This is a genomic window from Mesomycoplasma ovipneumoniae (assembly GCF_030012565.1).
Taxonomy (GTDB): domain Bacteria; phylum Bacillota_I; class Bacilli_A; order Mycoplasmatales; family Metamycoplasmataceae; genus Mesomycoplasma; species Mesomycoplasma ovipneumoniae_D.
Genome location: NZ_CP124621.1, coordinates 364,145 through 385,698, shown reverse-complemented (window position 1 = coordinate 385,698; position 21,554 = coordinate 364,145). Strand labels below are relative to the sequence as shown.

The following is a 21,554-nucleotide window of genomic DNA, read 5'->3' as shown; positions in this document are numbered from 1 at the left end:
ATTAGTATTTTTCTAATATTTTTTAGATTACTTTTGTATTGAATTAGTGCATTAATTTAAGATAACTTTTTTTTATATTTATTTTTCAAAAAAATATAGTTTTTAGGCTATAATTTCTATAACCAAACTTTTAAGCTATATATAATTAATTTAGTAAGGCTCACATATTTAAAATGAAAAAATTCTCAGAAATTTTTGTCAAATACTCCAATAAATTTGAATCAAATAGGATAACAATCGAACCTGTCTATTTTGACTCGCAAATCCCAATGCTATTAAAAGAAGACCTTGCAATCACTGAATATCTTGGCCAAAATAAAGCATATATTAATTTAGGTTCGCCCACAAAAGAATTTACACCTTCAAGATTTCGCAAAATTGCACAAAAACTAGCTAATTACCCACGAGATATCCAAATTGATTTTGATAAATTTCCAAATAGCTTCCTTCGTTATTTAATTGAAGTTGTTGCCTTTGTTCGTTCTGATATTTTTTCCCTAAGAGCAGAATATGATAAACAGCGAACAAAATACCGTGATATTTTAGTTGTCTCGAGTTATTTAGATGAATTAAAACCAATAATTAATAAATACCAAATAATCAATAATGCTGTAAATTATGCTCGCTATTACCAAAATATCCCACCAAACATTGCCTCTTCAGAGTTTTTAGCAGCTGAAATACAGAAAAAAATTTCCCAAAACCCTAAATTAACTGTAAAAGTTCTTGGCGAGTCAGAAATCCGTAAATTAGGGATGAATTTACTTTTAGCTGTAAATCGTGGCTCAACTTATGATGCCAAACTTGTTGTTATTTCTTATGATGGACTGCCAGGAAGTCAATATAAAACTGCTTTTGTTGGAAAAGGAATAACTTTTGACTCTGGTGGATATAATATAAAAACTGGTACATATATGAATGACATGAAATACGACATGTCAGGGGCAATAATTTGTGCTGCTGCTATTGATGCCCTTTCACAATTTAATCCGCTAGCTAATGTTGTTGCCGTCTTACCACTAACAGACAACCGGCTAAATGGTGATGCAAATACACCTGATTCTGTTTGAAAATCAAAAAATGGTAAAACTGTTGAAATTAACAACACTGATGCCGAAGGTCGCTTGATTTTAGCAGATGCAATAACATATGCAATTCGTGAAGAAAATGCAACCGAAATTATTTCAGTGGCAACTCTAACAGGCGCAATTCGCGTTGCTCTTGGTGAAACTTTTACTGGCGCATTTGCTAATGATGATAAAATTTGAAAAAGTTTCAATGAAGCATCAAAAGAAGCTGGTGAATTAATTTGGAGAATGCCACTACACCTAGATTTTGCCCAAAATATTCGTGATTCCAAAGTAGCAGATCTAAAAAACACTGATTTTTCCGGTAAGGCTGGCTCATCATCTGCTGCAATGTTTATTGCTGAATTTGTCGAAGATAAACCATTTCTTCATTTAGATATTGCCGCGACTGCCTTTGTTCGCAATCTTCCAACTGGTGTAATGGTTAAAACACTGGTTGAATACATTTTAACAAAATAAAAATTCTAAATTAATCTAGTTAAAAAAGATAGCGCTAGCTATTTTTTTATTATTTTTTAACTGTTTTTAGTTAGTCTTAACTATTTAAAAATAGTTTTAATTTAAATTATTCTTGCTAATAAACTGCAAACCAAGGCCAAAAATAGAACTTAACACTATAAAAAACGCTTTAATTTATTTAGTTTTTTCTCTTTTATTAAAGAAAATTTCAAAATAAATCTTGAATATTTGGTCAGTTCTTTTATTAATTAATTTTTCAATTTTATTAAAATCCTCTTTATATTTTTCGAGTTTTTTATGATTCTTATCAGCAGGGGCAATTTCATAATAAAGACCTTTATTGCAAAGACTTTCTAATATATAATTTCCGTTTATATCAGTAACTCCTTGAATCAAAACATCTTGTATATTTTGACAGATTGGTTCAGAAGTTTTATTTTGCTTTCTTGAATTAGTATCTTTATGAAGAAGTATTAAGTTTCCAATTTTTTGTACTATTTTATTATACTTTTCTTGGTAACTTTTGTCGTTATTTATTAAAAAACCTATATTATAATCTTTGCTAGGTTTTTGCGGAAAAAAGTGATCAACTGAAATAGGATCATCTATATTATTGTATAAATTTGTTAATTGACTTGTAAATTCAGTCCCAAAATGTTTATTCTTTTTATATTTTGGATGAATTTCTCCGTTTTTTCTAAGGCTAATTCGTACTCTCAAAATAACATTTTTTTTCAAATTTTTATCATTTTTGTCTTCATTTTCTATGTAGTTTCTAAAATCGTTAGAGTTAACTTTATCAGTTTCGTTTGTTAACGATTCTACTAATTTGTGATAAAGTTCTTTGTCATTTTTTAAAAAACTTGGATTATTTTTTTGTTGCAACAACATAGTATAGATTCCTTTTCTTAATGATTGGCCACGAAAATTACTGTAATAAATAATTTTAGACTTTTCAATTTGAAATAAAACAGAACTAAATAACTCCAAATTTTCTTTTTTGTTGGTCGAGTTTAGACTATCTTCAAAAATCCCAAATTCCTTTATTGCACTTTGGATTATTAATGAATAGGGGTTGTTAGCACCTTTTTTTGAAATCATATTGATTTGTAAATTTATAAAAGCTAGTTCATTTGTATTAATTTTGTCTTTAAATTTTTGGATTAAAAGTTCTAAGCTAGTGTCATTTATATCTGTTTGATTTAATAAAAAATTTATATGTCCGACATATGCATATTCAAAGACTAATATCTTTTTAACAAATTCTTCTAGCGTTTCCTTAGTTAATGCCCTGTTATTTGTTCATTTATTTAATAAATTATCAAGTTGTTGGTATAAGGAAAATAAATTATTCTCTGTATTTTGGGTATTGAATTCATCCTCAATAAAATATTGTTGATTTTGTAAAAATGCCCCTAGTTTCTTTTTATTTTCTTTTTCTCCACCAAAATATTGTTGTATCAGTTTGACATATGGAATTTGTTCTTGTTGGGATTCTTCATTTACCCTAGAGGCGATTAAATCAACCACATCAATTGGTTTTGATTGAACATTTATACTAATAAAAAGTTTTGCAAATTGCTCATCTTTAATTTCCGAAATTCTAATTAATGTTAATAAAACCTTATTCAGAATAAAATTTGTAAAATCATTTATTCAGTCTAGTGAGTTTTTATTAATTTTAATTTCTCATAATTTTTCTAAAATTTTTTGTATATTTCTGGAAAAAATAGTGTTGTCCATTTTTTCATTATTTTTAAAAAAATTCAGCAAAGGGGTATATTGGCTATTGTTTTTAGAAAAGTTTACTAATATTTTGCTTATTGTTTGATAAATGCTAGGCTGTTCTAAAAATATATTTTCGTCAGGATGGCTTGCCATCTTTAGTATACTGATCAAAATTAAGATAATAGAAACAGTTCTTTGCTGCCCATCAACAATTCAAAACCCTTCGCTTGCTTTTTTTTCTGCAAAAATAATCGTGTTTAAAAACAAAAAATCTTCTTTAGTATCAAACTCTTTGAAAATTAGGTCAAAAAAATTAGCTATTAGGCCAGTATCTCAAGTATAATTTCTTTGAAAAAAAGGTAAATAGATTTTGTATTCATGAAATTTTTGTAAATATTCTTGCACTGTTATTGTTTCTGAAGACACATTTTTGCTTTTTTCTCTGACTAAATTAATATTATTATCATTTTTTTTGTAATCTTCTTTTATTTCAGCCTTCATTATTTCATTAATCCAGCTTTTATTTATAGAAGTTTTACTTTTTGTTGGTTCATCATCTTCGTCTTCATGTTCGTCTTCATCTTTCACATCAATAGCTTCAAATTCATCTTTCATATCAAGAACTTTGCTATTATTTTTATTTAGTTTTTCATCTTTTATTACTAAATCTTCTGTGTTAATGAATTTAGACTCATTATTTTTTATTTTATTGTCGACTACTAAATCTTGCGAATTTTCAATTTCATCCTTTTCTAAAATTTCTATTGTTTTTTGTAGATAATTTTCTATTTTGCTTATGAGGGTGTTTCTTTGTTTATCGCCTTTTATATCTTCCGTTATTGGTTTTCAAAAGCTACCGAAACTTTCAATAGCACCTTTTATAACAGCATCATTTTTACCACTGTTTTTTACTAAAATTTCTTTATATTTGCTATTAAGATACAAAGCATCAAAAGATAAAAGTAAATTAAAACAAATTGAATTTAATTTTTTATCAATCGCCTTGTTTGCTTTTTTGAATGAAGATATAAATTTTTCAAATAAATCTAAGGCGATATTTTTAATATGATTATGCCTAAAAGTTGAATTTCCATCTCATTCATCTCGATTCTGTTTATAAAAATTGGCTAAATCCTTCTTAATCTTAAGTCTAATAAGAGGAGGATAATTTTTTTTATTTATAGATACAATTTGAAGACTTTCAAGTATGGCAACACGTTGTCAAAACGTTGACTTGGCTATGTGTTTTTGTCGTTTTCAATCTTTAGTAGTAATTTTTTTGTGTGCAAATTGTGAGCAAGGAACTATTTTGTTAGTATCTTCAACTTTAAAATCTAAATGCTTTTTGTCGATTATTGGGCCTAAATCTTCTATAAAAGGTTTGATATATGCGAATATAGCAGTACCAATTTTTCATGGCTTTAAGTTATTATTTTTTGCACTATTTCCATTTTTATTAACTTTTTTCTTCGCCATAATTCTCCTTGTCGATCTTATAAATTAAATTTATTAGCGCTTCTAAAATTGTTACTATAATAGAATTTCCTGGCTTGGCGATATAATGATTCTTTTGTTAATATATTTTTTGAAATTAAAGGTCTGAGCTTTTCAAAGTCGCTATTTTCAAAACCCATTAACGAAAAAGCTTCACGATTTGAGATAAAACGATAATTAAGTTTTTTTTCTAAATTATTTTCAAATTTAATAATCCCGGTATTTGGATTCCTGTCTTGCTTGGTTGTCAAGGTTCTAATAATAAAATTTTTTGACTCATTAATTTTTTCAACTTTTTCAACCATCTTAATCCGGGACGGAGTCGCATTAATTAAAAACCCAGCATTTTCACTATTTTTTTCATCAAAGTTAAAAATCGATTGAAAAATTTGCTTCCTTTTATCCAAATTGGTCGAAATGTCTTGACCTAAATTTAGGATATATTTTTTAAATTCTATGTCGCTGGCAAAAGGGGTTTTTATTTCTTTTAGAAAACTAACAGCAAAAACTCGATTTCTTTTTTGAATTGAGCCAAAATTAAGCCCATTTAATGTTGCAGTAAAAGTTTTATAACCTTGTTTTTCCAAAGTTTCTTTTCAGATTTTATATTGATTAATAAATTTTTTTGATATTAAATTAGGCACATTTTCCATTAAAAGATACTTTGGCTTAACACTCAATCCCTTAATTAGTGAATAAACATTTCAAATAAGAGAACTTGTTGAATTTTTATCAAAAATGCCATTTGCACGGCCCATGTTAGCAATCGAAAGACCTTGACAAGGGAAAGAATAAGTGACAAAATTAGGAGCTAAGCGATTAATTTCTTCAACATTTAAATTTATAATTGAACCTAAATTATTGCTTTTTATAATTGAAGCCACAAGAATTTTTTTAAAAGTTAAATCTTTTCTTGTTATTTGTGAGGGTCTTTTTGAATCTAGAGACAATTCAAATTTTTTTAAAAAAAAATTTATTTTTTCTGGTGAACTAAGTTGATTTTCTTTTAAAATTTTATCAACATCAGACAAAACATTATGATGGATTTGAGCATATGTAATAATTGATCGAGCATCTCAATCAACTGTGGCAACAATTTCAAAAAATTTTTTCTTGCCTTTTTCAAAATTAGCAATAGCTTTTGCTTGCGCCCCAATTCCAGAAAAGGTTTCTAACACCTTAATCCTAGACATTAGAAATCCTTTTTGCTTGGGTTTTATTAATGTTAACTATATATATATATATATATATATATATATAGTTCCAAAATTAACAATTTTTATCATATTAGTAAATTATACACAGTGTATGAACTTTTTTGGAAAAATAACCTAATATCAAATATTTTTTTATTATGAACTAAAGCTGGGAATGTTTATAATTTTGAAACTACAGATTTAATTTCTTGATAAGTATCTAAATCAATAAGTCTAAAGAACGGGGTTAATTTGCCGTTTTTTAATTTTTTACCTCTATACAAGCCAACAATTTTGTTTTTGTAAAATAGAGGAGAACCTGACGAACCTTGCGTGTAGCTGATATCTTGAACAAAAACATTTTCCTTATCCAATTATGCAATTTTGTCATTTAAATAAAATAATGTTTTTAATGTTTTGGGTTTAAAATCTTCGTTTAAGACCACGAGAAAACCTAGGGCTTATAATACTAAAATATCAGTAAAATAAGGATTTTTTAAGCATTTGATGCTTGTATAATTCTTATATATTTATGGTATAATAAATTATACAATTTTCTATAATGGAGGTAAATAGGGTTATTTAATTAATATTCATAAGCGTATATTAAAAAAAGGCTAAATATCCGTTATTTAATCAATTTAAAAATGAACAAAAAATTTAATTATGATAATTCCATAAAATTTATAATACTTTTTTTATTGTCAATTTTTAAAACAATAATTTTTGTTGTAGGTGTTATTTTAACTGGTATTAGCGGTGTTGATGGCGAACAAACAATTGGATCAGATTCGACAACACCAATTGGAAGATTAAAAACAACAATAAGTGGTATATTTTTATTATTGTTTCTTGCCTCATTGGGTTTGCGTATCTTTTTTGCTTGAAAATTGAGGGATGATGAAGTCTTTAGACAAACTGGGCTAGATGTTAAGCAATATTCGATTGGTTTTGCGCTTATTCCTTTAATTACTTCAATTTTATTAATTACTAAGTCACTTAGAGACAAAATTTCAATTGGCAATGATTGGACTACAAGGCAATTAATACTTAAATGAAAAATCATTAACTTTGTTAAGGATTTAGTTGTTCTTCTTTGGTTTACCTCGATTGTACTTGCTATTGTTTCGTTAATTCTTCGCTCTAGCACAAATAATACAATATTTGAAGAATTTAATGATGTTGTAATTATAATAATCTTTGTTGGGATTTTCTATTTTTTAATTCCATTTTATTTTTTGGCTTCCTATTCTCTTAAAATATACAGATTAATCAACAAGAGAGAAAAAACTTATTGGGAATCAGCTAGTTACGTTTTTTTCATGCCATTTTTTTACTTCAATGCTTGAAAAAATGTTTTGAGACTTTCTAAAAAATTAAAAATTACAGAAAATAAACTAACAAGCCAAAATGAAGTAGAAACACAAGTAATTAATAACAAAATTAGTCGACAATTTTATCAATTTACAATTGTAAAAAATATATTCTATTTAATTTTTCTTATAATTTTTACAGCGACAATGTCGCTAGCTATAACTAAAAATGAAATTTTTCGTAACACTGGTGTTAGTCTAATTTTCTTTAATTTATTTAATATTTCGACTATGACTTACCTTATATACATTGGGCCTCGTTATTTAGCAGATTCTGTTAACATGCATTCCAAACGAGCTTCACTAATTTTATATATTTTAGACATTTTTGTGCCTACAGTTTCAATTTATAACCTAATAAAATATAAGCAAAACAAGACTATTTTAGTTTAATTCTTATCATAATTTTATATCCTACTATTAATTTTTTATTAAGGAATTGTAAAAAAAATACCTTATTTTAAAATACTTTATTACATATACTGGTTTTATAAACTTAGAGTTTAGACAAATTATACTAACTAACCAACTAAAAAATATCAAATTACCTAGCCGGTAAATTTAAAAATAATTGAAATATGACCAATTTAATTAATCTAATAAAAGAAAAAAAATTAAATGACAAAAATTCTAGAAAATTTTGAATTTTGTTTGTTTTGTCAATAATTAAAACAATGTTTTATCTTTCGTTATTTGTTTTATATAGTAGTTCATATGAGCATACTTCTAGATTGAGTTCGCATAGAAAAAATAATGTTGACCTAGACACTTTAATTGGAAGAGTATTGATGGTCATAGTTTTAATAGCTATTTTTTTGTTTTTCATTTCATTATTTTTTCGGATTTCTTTAGCTTGAAATTTAAGGGATGATGAAATTCTTAAACAATCTGGTATAAATCTTAAACAATTTTCAAATGCTTTTTTACTTTTCCCTTTAACTATGTCGTTTTTATTAATTAATAACTCGTTTAGTCCAAAAAATACAATTGCCAATCATTGAACTACCGGACAACAAATAACTAAATGGAAAATTATTAATCGTTTTGTTTTATTGACTCTATTTTTTACCATATTATCGGCTATAATTTTTACATATGGGTTATCCTCTAGTGGTATTAGGCAAATCGATAATAATTTTATTAGAAATTTTGCAGATGTTCTACGGGCAATATTTGCTTTTACATTTTGGTTTGCGTGAATTTTACTTTTTTCATTAGCTTCTCATTTGTTCAAAATATATAAATCAATTGATAAAACTGAAGAGGCAAATCAAACATCTACTATTTTAGCTTTTTTTGCGAGTTTTTTGGGACGCTACGGTCGGTTGTTTTACAGAAACACCAAAACTGTAAGTTTTGATTCGAACATATCGCATATAGAAGAAGAATTAAAGACAAATGAAGAAATAATAACAGAAGAATCCAAAACCAAAACTAATTGAGAATTTTACAAATTCTCAATTATCAAAAATATATTTCATTTTATTTTTATTATCCTTTTTATGATAGCAGCCATAGTTTTACTAGTTGTGCCTACTAATCAACTTATTGACCAAAAAGCCAGTATTGGCATTTTGTTTGGTTTATTTAGTATTGCATTTTCACTTTATTTTTTTTACATAGTACCGCGTTATATTGCAAATTTTTCAAGTCTAACAAAAAATGGTTTTTATATAATTTTGTATATCTTAGACATTTTTGTGCCTATAGTTTCAATTTATAACCTAATAAAATATAAGCAAAATAAGACTATTTTAGTTTAAATTTTAGTTTTTTTGTTTTAATTAATTAGAATAAAATTCAGACAGGCATTGGTGAGCCTGTCTGAATTTCTAATATTTTGAGTTTCCTAGTTTGATGATGTAATCTTAAAAAAGTGTCCTGGTTTATTTCACCCTTTTTATTTTAATTTTAAAAAAATTTTTTGTTTTATGTGTTACAAAAAATTAATCAAGAGAATCTTCAATAATTTCTTTTTCTGACTTTGAAATAAATGATCTAAGCATAATAAGATAAATTATACTAATTAAAGGAATAAAAATTGCAACAATAGAAAGTCCGAAAATTAGCTTAAACTTTGAAATAAAGTGAGCATTTTTTAGGTTCATTCGCATTGGTAGATCATTTAATTTAAAAGGGGAAATAATTAATAAAATTCAGTAAACAAATGATAATACACACCAAAAACCAAGCATTACAAGTACAAACGTAGCTGCTTCTAAAATTGCTGAGAAAGCTTTTTTAGCATCTTCTGGGCCGGTGCTGCCCTGACCTGCACCAACAGCACCTGCAGCAAAAAATACAATAATTGTTATAACACCTAAAGCAAATTTAACTATACGAATAATTAATAATATATTTGCTCATGATTTAGTTGATTTTAATAATTGAGCGGTATTGTTTTGATAAGACATCTATATCCTCCTGGAAAAAAAATTGTATATTATATATGAAATTTATACTAAAAAAATTATTTTTGCACTATAATCATACAAGAAATTATTCTATTTATGAAAAATAATGTACAAATAAATAATTATATAAATTATATTATAAAATGAATTCGGCAAGAGTAAAAAAACAAATAAAAAAGGCGTGATTTTTGGTATTTCTGGTGGAGTTGACTCTGCACTTGTTGCGTTTTTAGGAAAAAAAGCTTTCCCTAATTCACACTTAGGTCTTATTATGTCGATTCGTGATATGAGCGGCGAAAAACTAATATTGACCAATTAGTCAAAAAATTTGAAATTTACACTAAGGAAATTAACTTAAGTTCAACTTTACAAAACTTAAAAGACTTGTTTAGTCTTAAAAACCAACTGGGAAAAATCATAAAAAAAAATACAACTGCTATTTAAAATCAATGCAAAAAGAAAACTCGTTTTTATTTACTTCGAGCCTAAAAAAACATATGAAGTTTTGAAAGAACAATAATCAAAAGCCATAAATTTGTAGATTTCTAAACGGTCAAATTTAAGGCATTCCATCATATTTAAAAATATAATGGATAATTCGCATTTTCTAATTTTTTTATGGTAAAAACATAACTCATTCCCCTTTAATTCAATATCAAAATTTATTAATTTATTCTTAGTGAGTGTAATTATAACATAATTTTTTCTTAGACCAAGCATTTTTTTTTTTTTTTGCAAAAGCTTATTTTAAAATAATAAAAATTAAGACTTTGGCTCAAAAAACCCGGATTTACCGATATTTTTGAATATTTTTCTCACTAAAAAATGGGTTTTTACCATCAAACTGTCAAACCCAGGAGACATTTTTGTGCTACAGTTTCAATTTGTAACCTGATAAAATATAAGCAAAACAAGACTATTTAGTTAAAATTTTAGTATTTTTTGTTTTAATTCGTTAAATAAAATTCAGACAGGCATTAGTTGGCCTGTCTGAATTTCTAATATTAATTTAACTTTAGAGAGTTTTAGGAAACAAATTTTTTTAAGTTTATTTTAAATTTACTTATTTTCTAAAAATTTTAAAACCTTTTCAAATAAATAATCAACACTAAAACCTTTTAATTCATAAACAATGTCTCCTGGGGCTGACTCGCCAAAGCCACTGGCAAAATGTCCAGAAAATTTTTGGACAGTAGCTAATTTAAATCACAAAGGATCATTTGAAGCCTCAAGGGCAAAAATAGGCAACTTTTCTAATTCTAATTTTTTAATCAGTAGTGGATTTTCAACTAAATTTTGTAAAATTGGAACTGAAATCAAATTAGCAAAAATTTGATTTTGGGCTAATTTATCAATTAGTTTTTTGGCTAATTGGATCTCTGAGCCAGAAGCGAGTATATTTATTTTAGCTAGTTCTGTTTTTTGAACATAGTAAGCTGAGTCAATTTTTTCAAGATTTTTGTTGTAAGATTCTAAGGGTTGTCGTGTTGTAATAATTGCAACTGGTTGATTTTTGGAATTTAGGGCATAATTAAAGGCAAAAATTGTTTCAAATTCATCACAAGGCCGTATTACTAAAAAATTTGGAATTGATCTTAGCATTGCCAGTTGCTCAACAGGTTGGTGGGTCGGTCCATCGCCGCCGACTTGATATGAGTCATGCGAAAAAATGTAAATTGGGCACAGACTCATTAAACCTGCAAGACGCAAAGCCGGTTTTGCATAGTCACTAAAAACTAAAAAAGTCGAGCAAATTGTATAAAAATTAGCATAAAGTGAAATTCCGTTGTTAATTGCCGCCATTGCAAACTCACGGATTCCGTAGTTAATTAGTTTCTGACCGCTAAATTTAGTTTTAGTTGCAACCCCAAGATCTGCAGATCCACCTAAAATAAGTAAGTCAGTGTTGTCAATTTTTTGGATAATTTGCTCAACATAATCGCGAATTGCTAAGTTTGCTTTAGCAAAAGTCAGTCCTTCTAGACTAAAAAGTTCTTTGTTTTTAATGAAGTTTTGAAATCTTTGTCCAAGAAGGGGATATTTTTGCTTGTAAAGTGTAAAATTTTTTTCTCAGTCTAAGTATTTTTGATTTTTTGGCACTAATAAATTAGCCCCTATTTCATAGGCTTTTTTGTCGTACTCAAAAGGATCTAAATTTTCTAGTCCCAAATTAGCTTTGAATTCATAGGTTTTTTTAGCACTGAGTGATCCATGGTGTCCTTTTGTTGAATTGGCAAATTCTGTTGCAAAGGCAATAATAGTTGGAACTTGAATATAAACAGGTCTGTCAGATTTTCTTGCCTTTTCAAGGGCAAAATTGATATTTTCAACTTTATTATCTTTTAAAATAATTGCATCAAAGCCAATTGATTTAAAAAAACTGGCAAAATCAAGATTATTAACTAAACTAGCGCTTGTATCAATTTGAATGTTATTAAAATCGTGCATAAGTATTAATTTTGACAGTTTATTTGTGCCGGCAAAAGCTAGGGCTTCTAAGGCAACACCTTCTTGAAAATCGCCGTCGCCACATAAGACATAAGTAAAATGGTCAATAATTTTTAAGTCAGATTGATTAAATTTTTGGGCCAGCCTTTTTTCGGCTAGTGCCATCCCGACAGCCATTGCCACCCCTTGGCCAAGCGGCCCAGTTGAGGCATCGATATATTCTAATTTGTCAACCTCGGGATGCGACGGTGTTTTTGAGTGTAGTTGTTTATGATTTTTAATATCTTCAAGCGAAATTAAGCCCATTAAATGATACAGAGAATAGAGTCCCATTGAACCATGCCCGGCTGATAAAACAAAGCGATCGCGATTGATTCACTTTGGATTTAGCGGACTAAAATTTAAATTTTGACCAACTAGGCTATAAAAAATTTCACTTGCACCAAGAGCCATACCAATGTGACCACCCCCAGCATTATTAATTGAATCAAGGGCGACTGCCCGCATTGTTGCTAAAAAAAGCTTTAAATTAGGCAGTTTTTGCTCGTTTTCCATGGTATTTTTTGATAACTCCGTCGATAATAAAAATCAAGTAAACCAAAATGCTAAAGCCAAGAATTACATATTTTCCAACTTTAGGAATTAGTCCAAGAATTCCGGGAATATAGCCAATAAAATAGTCTGTATCGCCTCAGTTTAGACTAATTAAGGATTGTTTTGTGGCTCCACCGGCGGTAATTAAATCACCAAGTGAGTTAGACTCAAGCGGTGTTCAATTTCCAAGGGCAAAAAATACCGGAATAAATGTGATAATCAGTCCGCCAACAAAAGGTCCGATAATAGCGCCTCAGATTCCACCTTTTACGTTACCAAAAACTCCAGAAGTTGCTCCTAAAAAGAAATGTGGAACTAGTCCTGGAAGAATTACTGCCGGAATAAGTGCTGCATAGCCAAGTCCTAGCGTGATAAAAAGTCCAATTATTCCTGCTAAAAAAGAGGAAATAAAGCCAATAATAATTGAATTTGGCGCGTAAGGAAAAACTACCGGACAGTCAACAGCGACTTTTGCATTTTTAATCAATTTGTCCGAAAAACCTTTAAACATCGGCACTAATTCGCCAACAAATAATCTAACTCCGGCAAGAATAATTTCAACTCCGGCAGTAAAAGTAAAGGCCGAAATTATCATTGTTACAACTCAGTTTCTTGAGGATAAAATCTCAATTACATTAGCATCGGCAACCTTGTCAAAGCGGCCTAATTCATAAAGAATTCCGGCTGGTAAAAAGGCAAAAATGTAAAAAAGAAAGACTGTTAGAGATATTGAAACCAAAGTGTTTCGAAAAAAATAAAGTGACTGGGGAAATTTAATTTCTTCTGTTGAAAGCAGACTTTTTTTGGAAATTTTAGCAATTGACTCGCCGATTAGTCCAGAAAGGGCATAGCCAAATCCGCCGGTGTGGCCGAGGGCAATTTCGTTTGTGCCGGTAATTTGGCGCATATATCTTTGTTGGGCTGCAGGTGAGATTACCATATAAAGGGCTAAAATACTTGCTCCGGCAATTAGTGCCATTGCAAAATCTGCTGAACTATTTTGAAAATCAAAGCCAGAAGTGTACATAACAGCGGCTAGCATTAAAGAAGAATAATAAAGAACATGCCCGGAAAGATAGACATATTTTAGTCTTGAAAAAGTTGCAAGAATAATATTTAAAAGCATCGCAATGACCATAATTAGCGATCCTAAAGTTGCAATACTTGGCAAACTCTGGGCTAGGGCACCTGCAAAAGCATCATTATTTGGAATAACACCGCTTAGATTATAAACTCGTTGAAAAAGTGGTTGGAATGAATTTAGCGAGCTAACTAAAACACCAGCACCACCACCTAAAATAATAAAGCCAACACTAACTTTAAAAGAACTAACAATAATTTGTGAGACTTTTTTGCGCATTGCAACAGCGCCAATTAGTGTAAAAAGTCCAACAAGCAGCGCTGGTGTGCCGACAAAGTCTTTTAGAAAACCTAAAAGTCAAAGACCGAAATTCATCAGTTATCCTTTCATTTAGTTTAGTTTTAAGGCTATTTTTAGTTTGGATTCAAGTTCTTCTTTTGATAAAATGTTAGTTAAAATTACCATTTTTTCTTTGTCAAAATCAAGACTTGGGGCAACATCAGCGCCAATAACTACTAAATCAACCCCGCGGGAATTAAAACTGGAAATATTAGTGTGTTCGACTGAATCATAATTGACATTTAATTTATCAAGCACAAATTTTACATTCATCTCTAATAATAAAGATGAACCTAGTCCTGAACCACAAACGCATTTAATGTTCATTTTTTATACCTCGGTATTTATTTATAATTTGATAAAATTCTTTAATTGTTCTAGAAGCATAAATTTCTTTTTTGAAATCTGAATTACCAAAAAAGAGGCCAAATTCTTGAATTAAGCCAATATGATCATCAGAATTTGGCGCAGACAAAGTAATAATAATTTTTGCTTTTTTATCTTTTTGGTTATTAAAAGTGATCATTTGATCTAAGACTAAAATTGAACTTCCAACTTCTAGACAATAATCGCCAACTGGCGCATGCAAAAGTGCGACACCTTCTTCAAGTACATAATAGGCACCGTATTTTGCGGTTTGTTCCATGATTGCTTTTTCAAGATCGTAAGTTGCTTTTTTATTTTCAACTAAGATCCTTACGCCCTCATGAACTGCTTGTCTTCAGTTTGTTATTTTGCAAAATTTAGTCATTTTTTCATTAAAAAGTTCCATTTTTTCCTCCTGTATTAATAAAAGCAAGTGTCATAAACAATGTAAGTGCAAGTAAAAGAACGCCAATAAAGGCAAAAAAGACGATTCACCCTGCTTTTGTTGATGTTTTTGTTTGAATTTCTTTTGGTTTTGGCATTGACTTGATGTAGAAAAATTTATTTGGATTGTTCCTTAAAATAATTGCTTCATTTTTGGACTTTTGCAGTAATTTTTCCAGTTCAATTTCACTTTTGTTTTCAAGCTCCTTCATTTCAAAGTCATATAGCTCAACAAGTTGTTTTTTTAATTCTTTTTTTCTCATTTATTTCCCCAATGCATTAAATTTGTTGATAAAATTCTGTAATAAAAACGGATAAAACAAAAAATACTTCTTTAAAAATGCAAGTTTTTTGTATTTAAAATATGAATTTGCAACTTTAAATTCGTCCTTTTCTAACTTTGTCAGCAAAATTTGCCTTGATTCTTTATAGGATTGTGAATAAATTTTTCGGTTAAGAAAAAAATCCAAAAATACCACAAAAACAGTCAAAATCAAAAAACACAAACTAACTATTAAATAGCTTAAAAATGCAAATAAAAAACTCAAATGAAAACTTATAAGAAAACTGGAAAAAAGAAACATATCAATTTGCAATGATTTTTTGCTCTTTAGGAGATAAAAATTATAAAAATAAAGCAAATTAACTATGCCATAAATGTTATTTTCTAAATAAAAATTAGGAATTTTAATTATTTTTTGGCTGATTCAAACTGGTTTTAAGAAAAAATCCTTAATTAGTAAAATTATGAATTTTTGCTGATATTTACTAATAAAGTCTTGTTTTATCGTTTCAAGATCGAGTTTGATTGGAATTTTTAGCTTAGAATATTTGATTTTTAGATTAACTCTGTAGATAAAAAAGATAAAAAGTTGAACAAGGAAAAAAATAATTCAAGCAGCTAAAATGTATCAAGACAGATTTTTAAGCATTTTTCTCCTTGTTAAACTTATTAATTGAGCTAAAATAATCAATTATTTTTTTGGGAACATAAATTTTTTGACTGTTTTGTCTTAGTTTTTTTATAATCTCAGCTTGGCTTCAAATTTCAAATCTAGTTTTGTTGTCAATTTGACTAAAATCAATCCGATCATCAACTAAAATGACAATTTTTGAATTAGAAAATTTCTTATCAAGAAATTTAAAAAGTGACTCAAATTGGCTTTTGGAAAAGTAATTTTGCTTTAAAATCTTACCTTTTTTCAAAAAACTAATGTTTTCATCAATTATTATTTTTTCAATACCAACTTGATAATTGATAATATTAGAAACGAAAAAAAGGTTTGATTCATTGACAATAAGACCAGGTAAAACTGAATAATTTAGTTTAGAAAAACGATTTTTTAAGAGCAAATTTGTCATAACTTTTACATCTGCAGAGGCATTTATAATTTCAAGAGCATCAATTGTGAATTTTTCTACCGAAATTAGTTTTTGTTGAGAAATTTTTTCTGGTGTTTTTTCAAATAATCTTTTGAAAATGAAAAAAATCAAAATAAGAAACAACAACCCGACCGTTGAATACAAAACAATATTAATTAAGGGCATTTTTTTGATTTCCTCAAAGTCTAGAGAATTCAGAAAAATTTGCATATGAAAAAATTATGCTACCACCAATTGCCACATCAACTTTTCATTTTTCAAGCTCAGCTCAATTTTCCTTGCGTAATCCACCGTCAGTGTAAATTTTAATTTTTTTATTCATTGAGCGAATTTGCCCTATTTTTGAAAGAAGTTGCAAATTTAAAGGCTCACCAACTCCACCAATTTTATCTATTGTCATTAATAAAATGACGTTTGAACAAGAAATTATTTCACTAAAGTCTTCAATTTTTTGTTTGGCTTGAATCATTAGACCAAAATTTATATTAGAATAAGACTTATTTAATCTTTCTAAATCAGTTTTTGAAACTTGTTCAGCGGGTAAAAAAATTGTTTTAAAACCTGTTTGAACTAATTTTTCAACTTTTTCAAGTGAATTTTTACACATTAAATGTGCGTCAAATTCAATATTAGGGAATAACTTTATTAAATAATTTGCAATTTGGTAATTTAGTCCAAAATTTGGGGCATAAATTTGATCAACAAAATCAATATGAGCGTATTTTAGGCCGTTATTTTGCAATTTTGTTAAAATTTTAATTACTTTAAAAATGTTAAGTGCGCTAATGCTTTGTGAGTATTCCACATTAAACCCCATTCACGATTTTTCTAGTTAATTAAATTCTACTTTTTTTTTTTTTTTGCAAGCATTTTTAAAATTTTTTTCATTCTAGGGGTAAAAAATTAAAAAATCGGTTGTTTTCTACAAAAAACAGGAAATAACGTTTAAATTAGCATATTAATTTTTGGCACTTTCAAAAAAAGTCTGACAAAATGAAACAATGTAAATTTACATTAAAAACTAAGAGCTTGTAATGGAAAAACAGCTGTAAAAATAAGGATTTTTTAAACTTTTCATATTTGTACAATTCTTATATATCTATGCTACAATTATTTATAATTATTTAGATTTTTTGGGGGAAAATTATGAAACAATTTATTTTACTAAAGAAAGTTAGTTCTAGTTTAGTTTTCCTATCATTATCACCAATAGTTATTATCACGGCTTGTAAAAGTGTGGTGGATAAAAAACCTACTACTTCTAAGATTGATGAAACTAAAAATGATCCTAAGATTGATGCTTCTAAGGGTGAAGTTTCTAAGAATGATCCTAAAAATGAAACTAAAAATGACCCTTCTAAGGGTGAAGATCCTAAAAATGGTGCTAAAAATCAACCAGAGAATCAAGAACAAGTTATTCCAAGGCAAGAAAATAATTCAAATATAGAAAACACAGAACAAAATATTAATGTTTCTTCCATTTTTGAGGATAAAACCTTTTTAGAAAACAAGCAAGCTGAAATTGATAATGTTTCTTTTAAAATAAATAGGTCAAAAATTGAATTTAAAAATATAAATTCTGCAAATTTATACCATTTCAACAGTCAAGGCAAATATGTAAAGCTACTTTCAGTTGATAATTTAGATTCTAATTTAACAAACTATAAAATCAAATTAGATTCAGAAGATTTGCAAAAAAATGTCTGATTGAATGTAAAAACTGTTGAAGATGAAGGTAATTATTATAAATTTGTTGGTGAATTTAGCCAAGATTTCATAAATATTTTAAATAATGGTACTGTTAGTTCTACTTTTGATATTTATATTCCTAAAACCAAAAATGAATTAGGTGCAATCACGACTTTTGAACAATTAATTAGTCAAATTCGTGCAAATCCCTCTGGAAATTTTAAGTTAGCAAATGATATTTCTGCAGAAAGTACAGAAATAGGCCACAATTCTACATCATATTTAGAAAATGTTTATTTTTCTGGAAGTCTAGAAAGTATTGAAGGCAAAAATTTTACTATTTATGATTTAGAAAAGCCACTTTTTGACAATTTAAATAATGCCACAATCCAAAATATTAATTTTAAAAATCTCAAAGTTAAGTCAATAAATAATTCCCAATTTGCAGTTGGGGCAATTGCAAATTCTTCATCAAGTTCAACAGTTAATAACGTTCATCTTTTTGGCGATGTTAAAGGTCCAAAAATCGTAGGCGGAATTGTCGGTGTGCTAGATAATAATTCTGTTATTAAAAACTCAAGTTTTCATGGAAATATTTATTCTTCCCAATCTGCAGGCGGTCTTAGCGGAATAATAACAAGAGGAAGTTCAATTGAGAATTCTTATGCAAATATAAACATCACCTCTAAATTAATAAATTCCGATAAACTTGGCGGGATTGTTGGTGAGCTAGGTCAAAATTCGTCATTAAAAAACATTGTAATTGAAGGAAATGTTTTAAATAGTGGTCTTGATGAATTTGCTAATTCTGGTGGATTAATTGGTTTGGTGTCCACAAACGGAACCCCAGATTCTCCTGATACTGGAGGTGTTGAAAATATTTATGCGAAGATAAATTTTTTTAATGCAAAGCCAATTTTTGGTAACTTTTATAAGTCAAGTTTTTTTGACTATGAAAAGTCGTTTAAAAATATAAACTTTGTTAATAATGCTGATAATGAAAGTTTTTCTTGACTCAAAATAATTGATGAAAATACTTTTAATGAGACAGCAAAAAAATGGAAACATTTAGATAATCAAAACATTAAGCTAAAAACTTTAAATTTTTCCTATTTAAAAGGATATCAGCCTGATTTTAGAATTGCTTATGCAAATTTTGCAAAACTTTTACCATTTTATGATCGTTATACAATTATGAATTATGCACATAAAGTGGCTAAAAATTCTAAACTTTACAGCAAAAATTTGCTTGGATTTGAATTTTATGACAATGAAAATTTAGTAAAAAATCTTGCCAGTGAAAAAACAAAAGTAAACAAGCTAAGAATTTACTTTGGAGATGGTCAAAAAGAAGATTACAAAATAGACAGTTTTAAGCAAAATACTAATGGAATCACTGACTTTTCTTTTGAAAATAACGGTGTTAAATTGATGGTTCATCCAAATATTTTAATATCTGATAAGAAAAATCAATTGGTTTCTGGTTTAATAAATCTTTTAAAAAATACTGATTTATCAGATAATTCAATTTTTGATACTCAAAATAATTTTGTTGATAACAGTCCGATAAAAGAACAGCTTTTTATTGATAAATATGAGACTGAAGTTAAAAAAGATTTGGAAAACATAATTAATTCAATCTCAAATAATATTGATATTTTTGACCTAAATGATACTAAATTTACTGAATTTTATAAAAAAGATTTGGAAAAAGAGAAAAATTCTATCTATATTGGCTTAAATTATTTGTACCGTTGATACTCAATTTCGGATATTAAAGATAAATTATTGTATTCTTTAGGAATTTATGGAAAATCAAATGATAGTCTATCTTTGTTAAAAGACATTGGAAAATTGGACTTTATTAATCTAAAAGCTAACAAAACTGCAAATGGTTATCATGATGCTTTTTCAAAATATTTAAAACCAAAATCAGTTGCCGATTTTATTGAATATAACTATAATTTATTTAAGGAAAAAGACCAAAGTCCCGACAAATATTTTGAATCACTCACAAAAGCATATATTACAAAAGTTGAGAGCAAATCAAATACAACAATAAATAAGCCAATGATTGAAAGATTTAAACACGAAGATCAAGCTAATAAACTTTTGCCACTTTTGACTGTAAAAGACGAAAATGCACTTTGATTTATTTTTACAACAAATAGCAATATTTCAGGATTATTTTCCAAATATGGTTATTCAAATGAATTATTAAAGACACAAGTTAATGAGTTTGCCCAGACAGCTCAGGGCTACTATGATGTTTTGTACCGAATTTTAAATGAAAAATCGAAAAAAACTATGGAAAATTACATAGTTGATGTTTATGATAGCTTTGCTTCAAAAAATGACCCTGGCGTTAGAGCTTATTCTTTGCCTCTTGATCATTGATTATCATTAGCAAATAAGGATTATGCTGCTTTTGTTCCTGAATGAAATAAAAAACGTATGTATTTTGATGGCACAAAAATATTAACAAAAAATGCAAAATCGGTATTTTCACATGAAAGTACTCATACTTTTGATAACGATATTTTGCTCGATGGGTATGGCAAAAGATTTGGTCATCGTGCTGAATCTTTTGCCAAAGGAATGTTTCAGGCGCCTTTTAACGGTAATAATGGAGATTTAGCCTTTAATTTTATTGAAAAATACGAAGGGCAATTAGTCCGTAATTCAAGTCCAGAAAGATTTAGTAATTTAGCTGATTTGGAAAAATACTATAAAAATTTGTTTGATTTAATTTATGTTTTAGACTTAGCACAAGCTGAGGCAATAATTGCCAAAAAGCCAAGCACTAGTGATTATAGAAAAATCCAACTTGGAAGTGGCGGTTTTGCAAAAAATGATACTTTATCTAGAGTTGGAAGTTCTGAATTAAATTCGATAAATTCAATTGATGACTTAGTTGACAAAAATATTGTTGGCGCGAATGTTGCAGGAGACTCAAGATCACCATTTGGTCATAATAATTACTATACAGTAAATTTCTTTAGACCATATTTTGGAATACTTGAAAATAAAGAAGGAGTCACTGGTGGACTCAATTTTAGAAGGGTTGCTTTTGAACTTCTTGCCGAAAAAGGTTATTATGGCGGGATGATTCCTTATATTTCTGCCAAATCAAATAAGCAAACTAATGTGCCAGAAGGACTTGTCAAAGGTAGTGATACTCATGTTTTAAAAATGATTTTCGGTGATAAATACAAATCTTTTAGTGATTTTAAAAAAGATATGTACAAACAAAGAAAAGATAAACTCAATAAATTAAAGCCATTTAGTTTTGATTTTAGTAGTAAAAAGTACGAAATAAAATCCTTTGAAGACTTAAAAAAAGTTTTTATTGAAAATTCTGAGTTAATAAATACAATAAGAGTTATTATTCATGTTGAAATGTATAAGCAAACTAATGAGTACCGCAACTCAATATTTGATGAATAATTAGAAGTGTT

General features: G+C 28.0%; 17 protein-coding genes. 5 read left to right on the top strand and 12 right to left on the bottom strand.

Going from position 1 to position 21,554, the window contains the following annotated elements; genetic code table 4:
- The first annotated feature begins 173 nt into the window (after window positions 1–173).
- Window positions 174–1,547: a M17 family metallopeptidase gene (locus QJQ40_RS01445; protein WP_282861546.1), complete on the top strand. Its 1,374-nt coding sequence runs from the start codon at window positions 174–176 to the stop codon at window positions 1,545–1,547.
- A 174-nt stretch (window positions 1,548–1,721) separates the two neighbouring features.
- Here QJQ40_RS01445 and QJQ40_RS01440 read toward each other — a convergent pair whose 3' ends face one another.
- The 3 genes from QJQ40_RS01440 to QJQ40_RS01430 all read right to left on the bottom strand — a co-directional run bounded on the left by QJQ40_RS01440 (window position 1,722) and on the right by QJQ40_RS01430 (window position 6,339).
- Window positions 1,722–4,751, bottom strand: coding sequence for a DUF262 domain-containing protein (locus QJQ40_RS01440; RefSeq protein ID WP_282861544.1), 3,030 nt, complete (start codon window positions 4,749–4,751; stop codon window positions 1,722–1,724).
- A 17-nt stretch (window positions 4,752–4,768) separates the two neighbouring features.
- Window positions 4,769–5,962: a DNA cytosine methyltransferase gene (locus QJQ40_RS01435; RefSeq protein ID WP_282861542.1), complete on the bottom strand. Its 1,194-nt coding sequence runs from the start codon at window positions 5,960–5,962 to the stop codon at window positions 4,769–4,771.
- 182 nt (window positions 5,963–6,144) lie between these two features.
- The gene (locus QJQ40_RS01430; protein ID WP_282861539.1) at window positions 6,145–6,339 is read right to left on the bottom strand and encodes a hypothetical protein; all 195 of its coding nucleotides are present in this window, start codon (window positions 6,337–6,339) and stop codon (window positions 6,145–6,147) included.
- Window positions 6,340–6,612: 273 nt separating this feature from the next.
- Here QJQ40_RS01430 and QJQ40_RS01425 point away from each other — a divergent pair, with 273 nt between their 5' ends.
- On the top strand, window positions 6,613–7,731 hold the full coding sequence (locus tag QJQ40_RS01425; RefSeq protein ID WP_282861537.1) for a hypothetical protein: 1,119 nt from the start codon (window positions 6,613–6,615) through the stop codon (window positions 7,729–7,731).
- Window positions 7,732–8,012: 281 nt separating this feature from the next.
- Window positions 8,013–9,101 (top strand): hypothetical protein, encoded by a 1,089-nt coding sequence (locus QJQ40_RS01420; protein ID WP_282861536.1) that lies wholly within the window; start codon window positions 8,013–8,015, stop codon window positions 9,099–9,101.
- Between the two features lie 183 nt (window positions 9,102–9,284).
- Here QJQ40_RS01420 and QJQ40_RS01415 read toward each other — a convergent pair whose 3' ends face one another.
- Entirely contained in the window at window positions 9,285–9,752 is a 468-nt protein-coding gene (locus QJQ40_RS01415; RefSeq protein WP_282861535.1) for a hypothetical protein, read from the bottom strand.
- 181 nt (window positions 9,753–9,933) lie between these two features.
- On the opposite strand from QJQ40_RS01415, the gene QJQ40_RS03585 reads away from it, so the two are divergent.
- Window positions 9,934–10,071: a hypothetical protein gene (locus QJQ40_RS03585; RefSeq protein WP_282861534.1), complete on the top strand. Its 138-nt coding sequence runs from the start codon at window positions 9,934–9,936 to the stop codon at window positions 10,069–10,071.
- A gap of 740 nt (window positions 10,072–10,811) precedes the next feature.
- On the opposite strand, the gene QJQ40_RS01405 is transcribed toward QJQ40_RS03585, so the two are convergent.
- The 8 genes from QJQ40_RS01405 to QJQ40_RS01370 are packed head-to-tail and all read right to left on the bottom strand — an operon-like array spanning window position 10,812 to window position 17,224.
- A complete protein-coding gene (locus QJQ40_RS01405; protein ID WP_282861532.1) occupies window positions 10,812–12,755 on the bottom strand; it encodes a transketolase family protein in 1,944 nt (647 codons plus the stop codon).
- Window positions 12,730–14,250, bottom strand: a complete 1,521-nt coding sequence (locus tag QJQ40_RS01400; protein WP_282861531.1) for a PTS ascorbate transporter subunit IIC — start codon at window positions 14,248–14,250, stop codon at window positions 12,730–12,732. The genes QJQ40_RS01405 and QJQ40_RS01400 overlap by 26 nt, the downstream gene beginning before the upstream one ends.
- A gap of 15 nt (window positions 14,251–14,265) precedes the next feature.
- Window positions 14,266–14,541 carry a PTS sugar transporter subunit IIB gene (locus QJQ40_RS01395; RefSeq protein ID WP_010321201.1) on the bottom strand — a complete coding sequence of 92 codons (276 nt, stop codon included), beginning with the start codon at window positions 14,539–14,541 and terminating at the stop codon, window positions 14,266–14,268.
- Window positions 14,531–14,986, bottom strand: a complete 456-nt coding sequence (locus QJQ40_RS01390) for a PTS sugar transporter subunit IIA (RefSeq protein ID WP_282861530.1) — start codon at window positions 14,984–14,986, stop codon at window positions 14,531–14,533. Before QJQ40_RS01390 ends, QJQ40_RS01395 begins: the two co-directional genes overlap by 11 nt.
- Window positions 14,973–15,287 carry a hypothetical protein gene (locus tag QJQ40_RS01385; protein ID WP_282861527.1) on the bottom strand — a complete coding sequence of 105 codons (315 nt, stop codon included), beginning with the start codon at window positions 15,285–15,287 and terminating at the stop codon, window positions 14,973–14,975. The genes QJQ40_RS01390 and QJQ40_RS01385 overlap by 14 nt, the downstream gene beginning before the upstream one ends.
- Window positions 15,288–15,956: a hypothetical protein gene (locus QJQ40_RS01380; protein ID WP_282861526.1), complete on the bottom strand. Its 669-nt coding sequence runs from the start codon at window positions 15,954–15,956 to the stop codon at window positions 15,288–15,290.
- Entirely contained in the window at window positions 15,949–16,572 is a 624-nt protein-coding gene (locus QJQ40_RS01375) for a hypothetical protein (protein ID WP_282861524.1), read from the bottom strand. The genes QJQ40_RS01380 and QJQ40_RS01375 overlap by 8 nt, the downstream gene beginning before the upstream one ends.
- A complete protein-coding gene (locus tag QJQ40_RS01370) occupies window positions 16,559–17,224 on the bottom strand; it encodes a ribulose phosphate epimerase (RefSeq protein ID WP_334305358.1) in 666 nt (221 codons plus the stop codon). Before QJQ40_RS01370 ends, QJQ40_RS01375 begins: the two co-directional genes overlap by 14 nt.
- Window positions 17,225–17,553: 329 nt before the next feature.
- Between QJQ40_RS01370 and QJQ40_RS01365 the strand changes: the two genes are divergently transcribed.
- A complete protein-coding gene (locus tag QJQ40_RS01365; RefSeq protein ID WP_282861520.1) occupies window positions 17,554–21,543 on the top strand; it encodes a ZmpA/ZmpB/ZmpC family metallo-endopeptidase in 3,990 nt (1,329 codons plus the stop codon).
- Window positions 21,544–21,554: the final 11 nt, after the last annotated feature.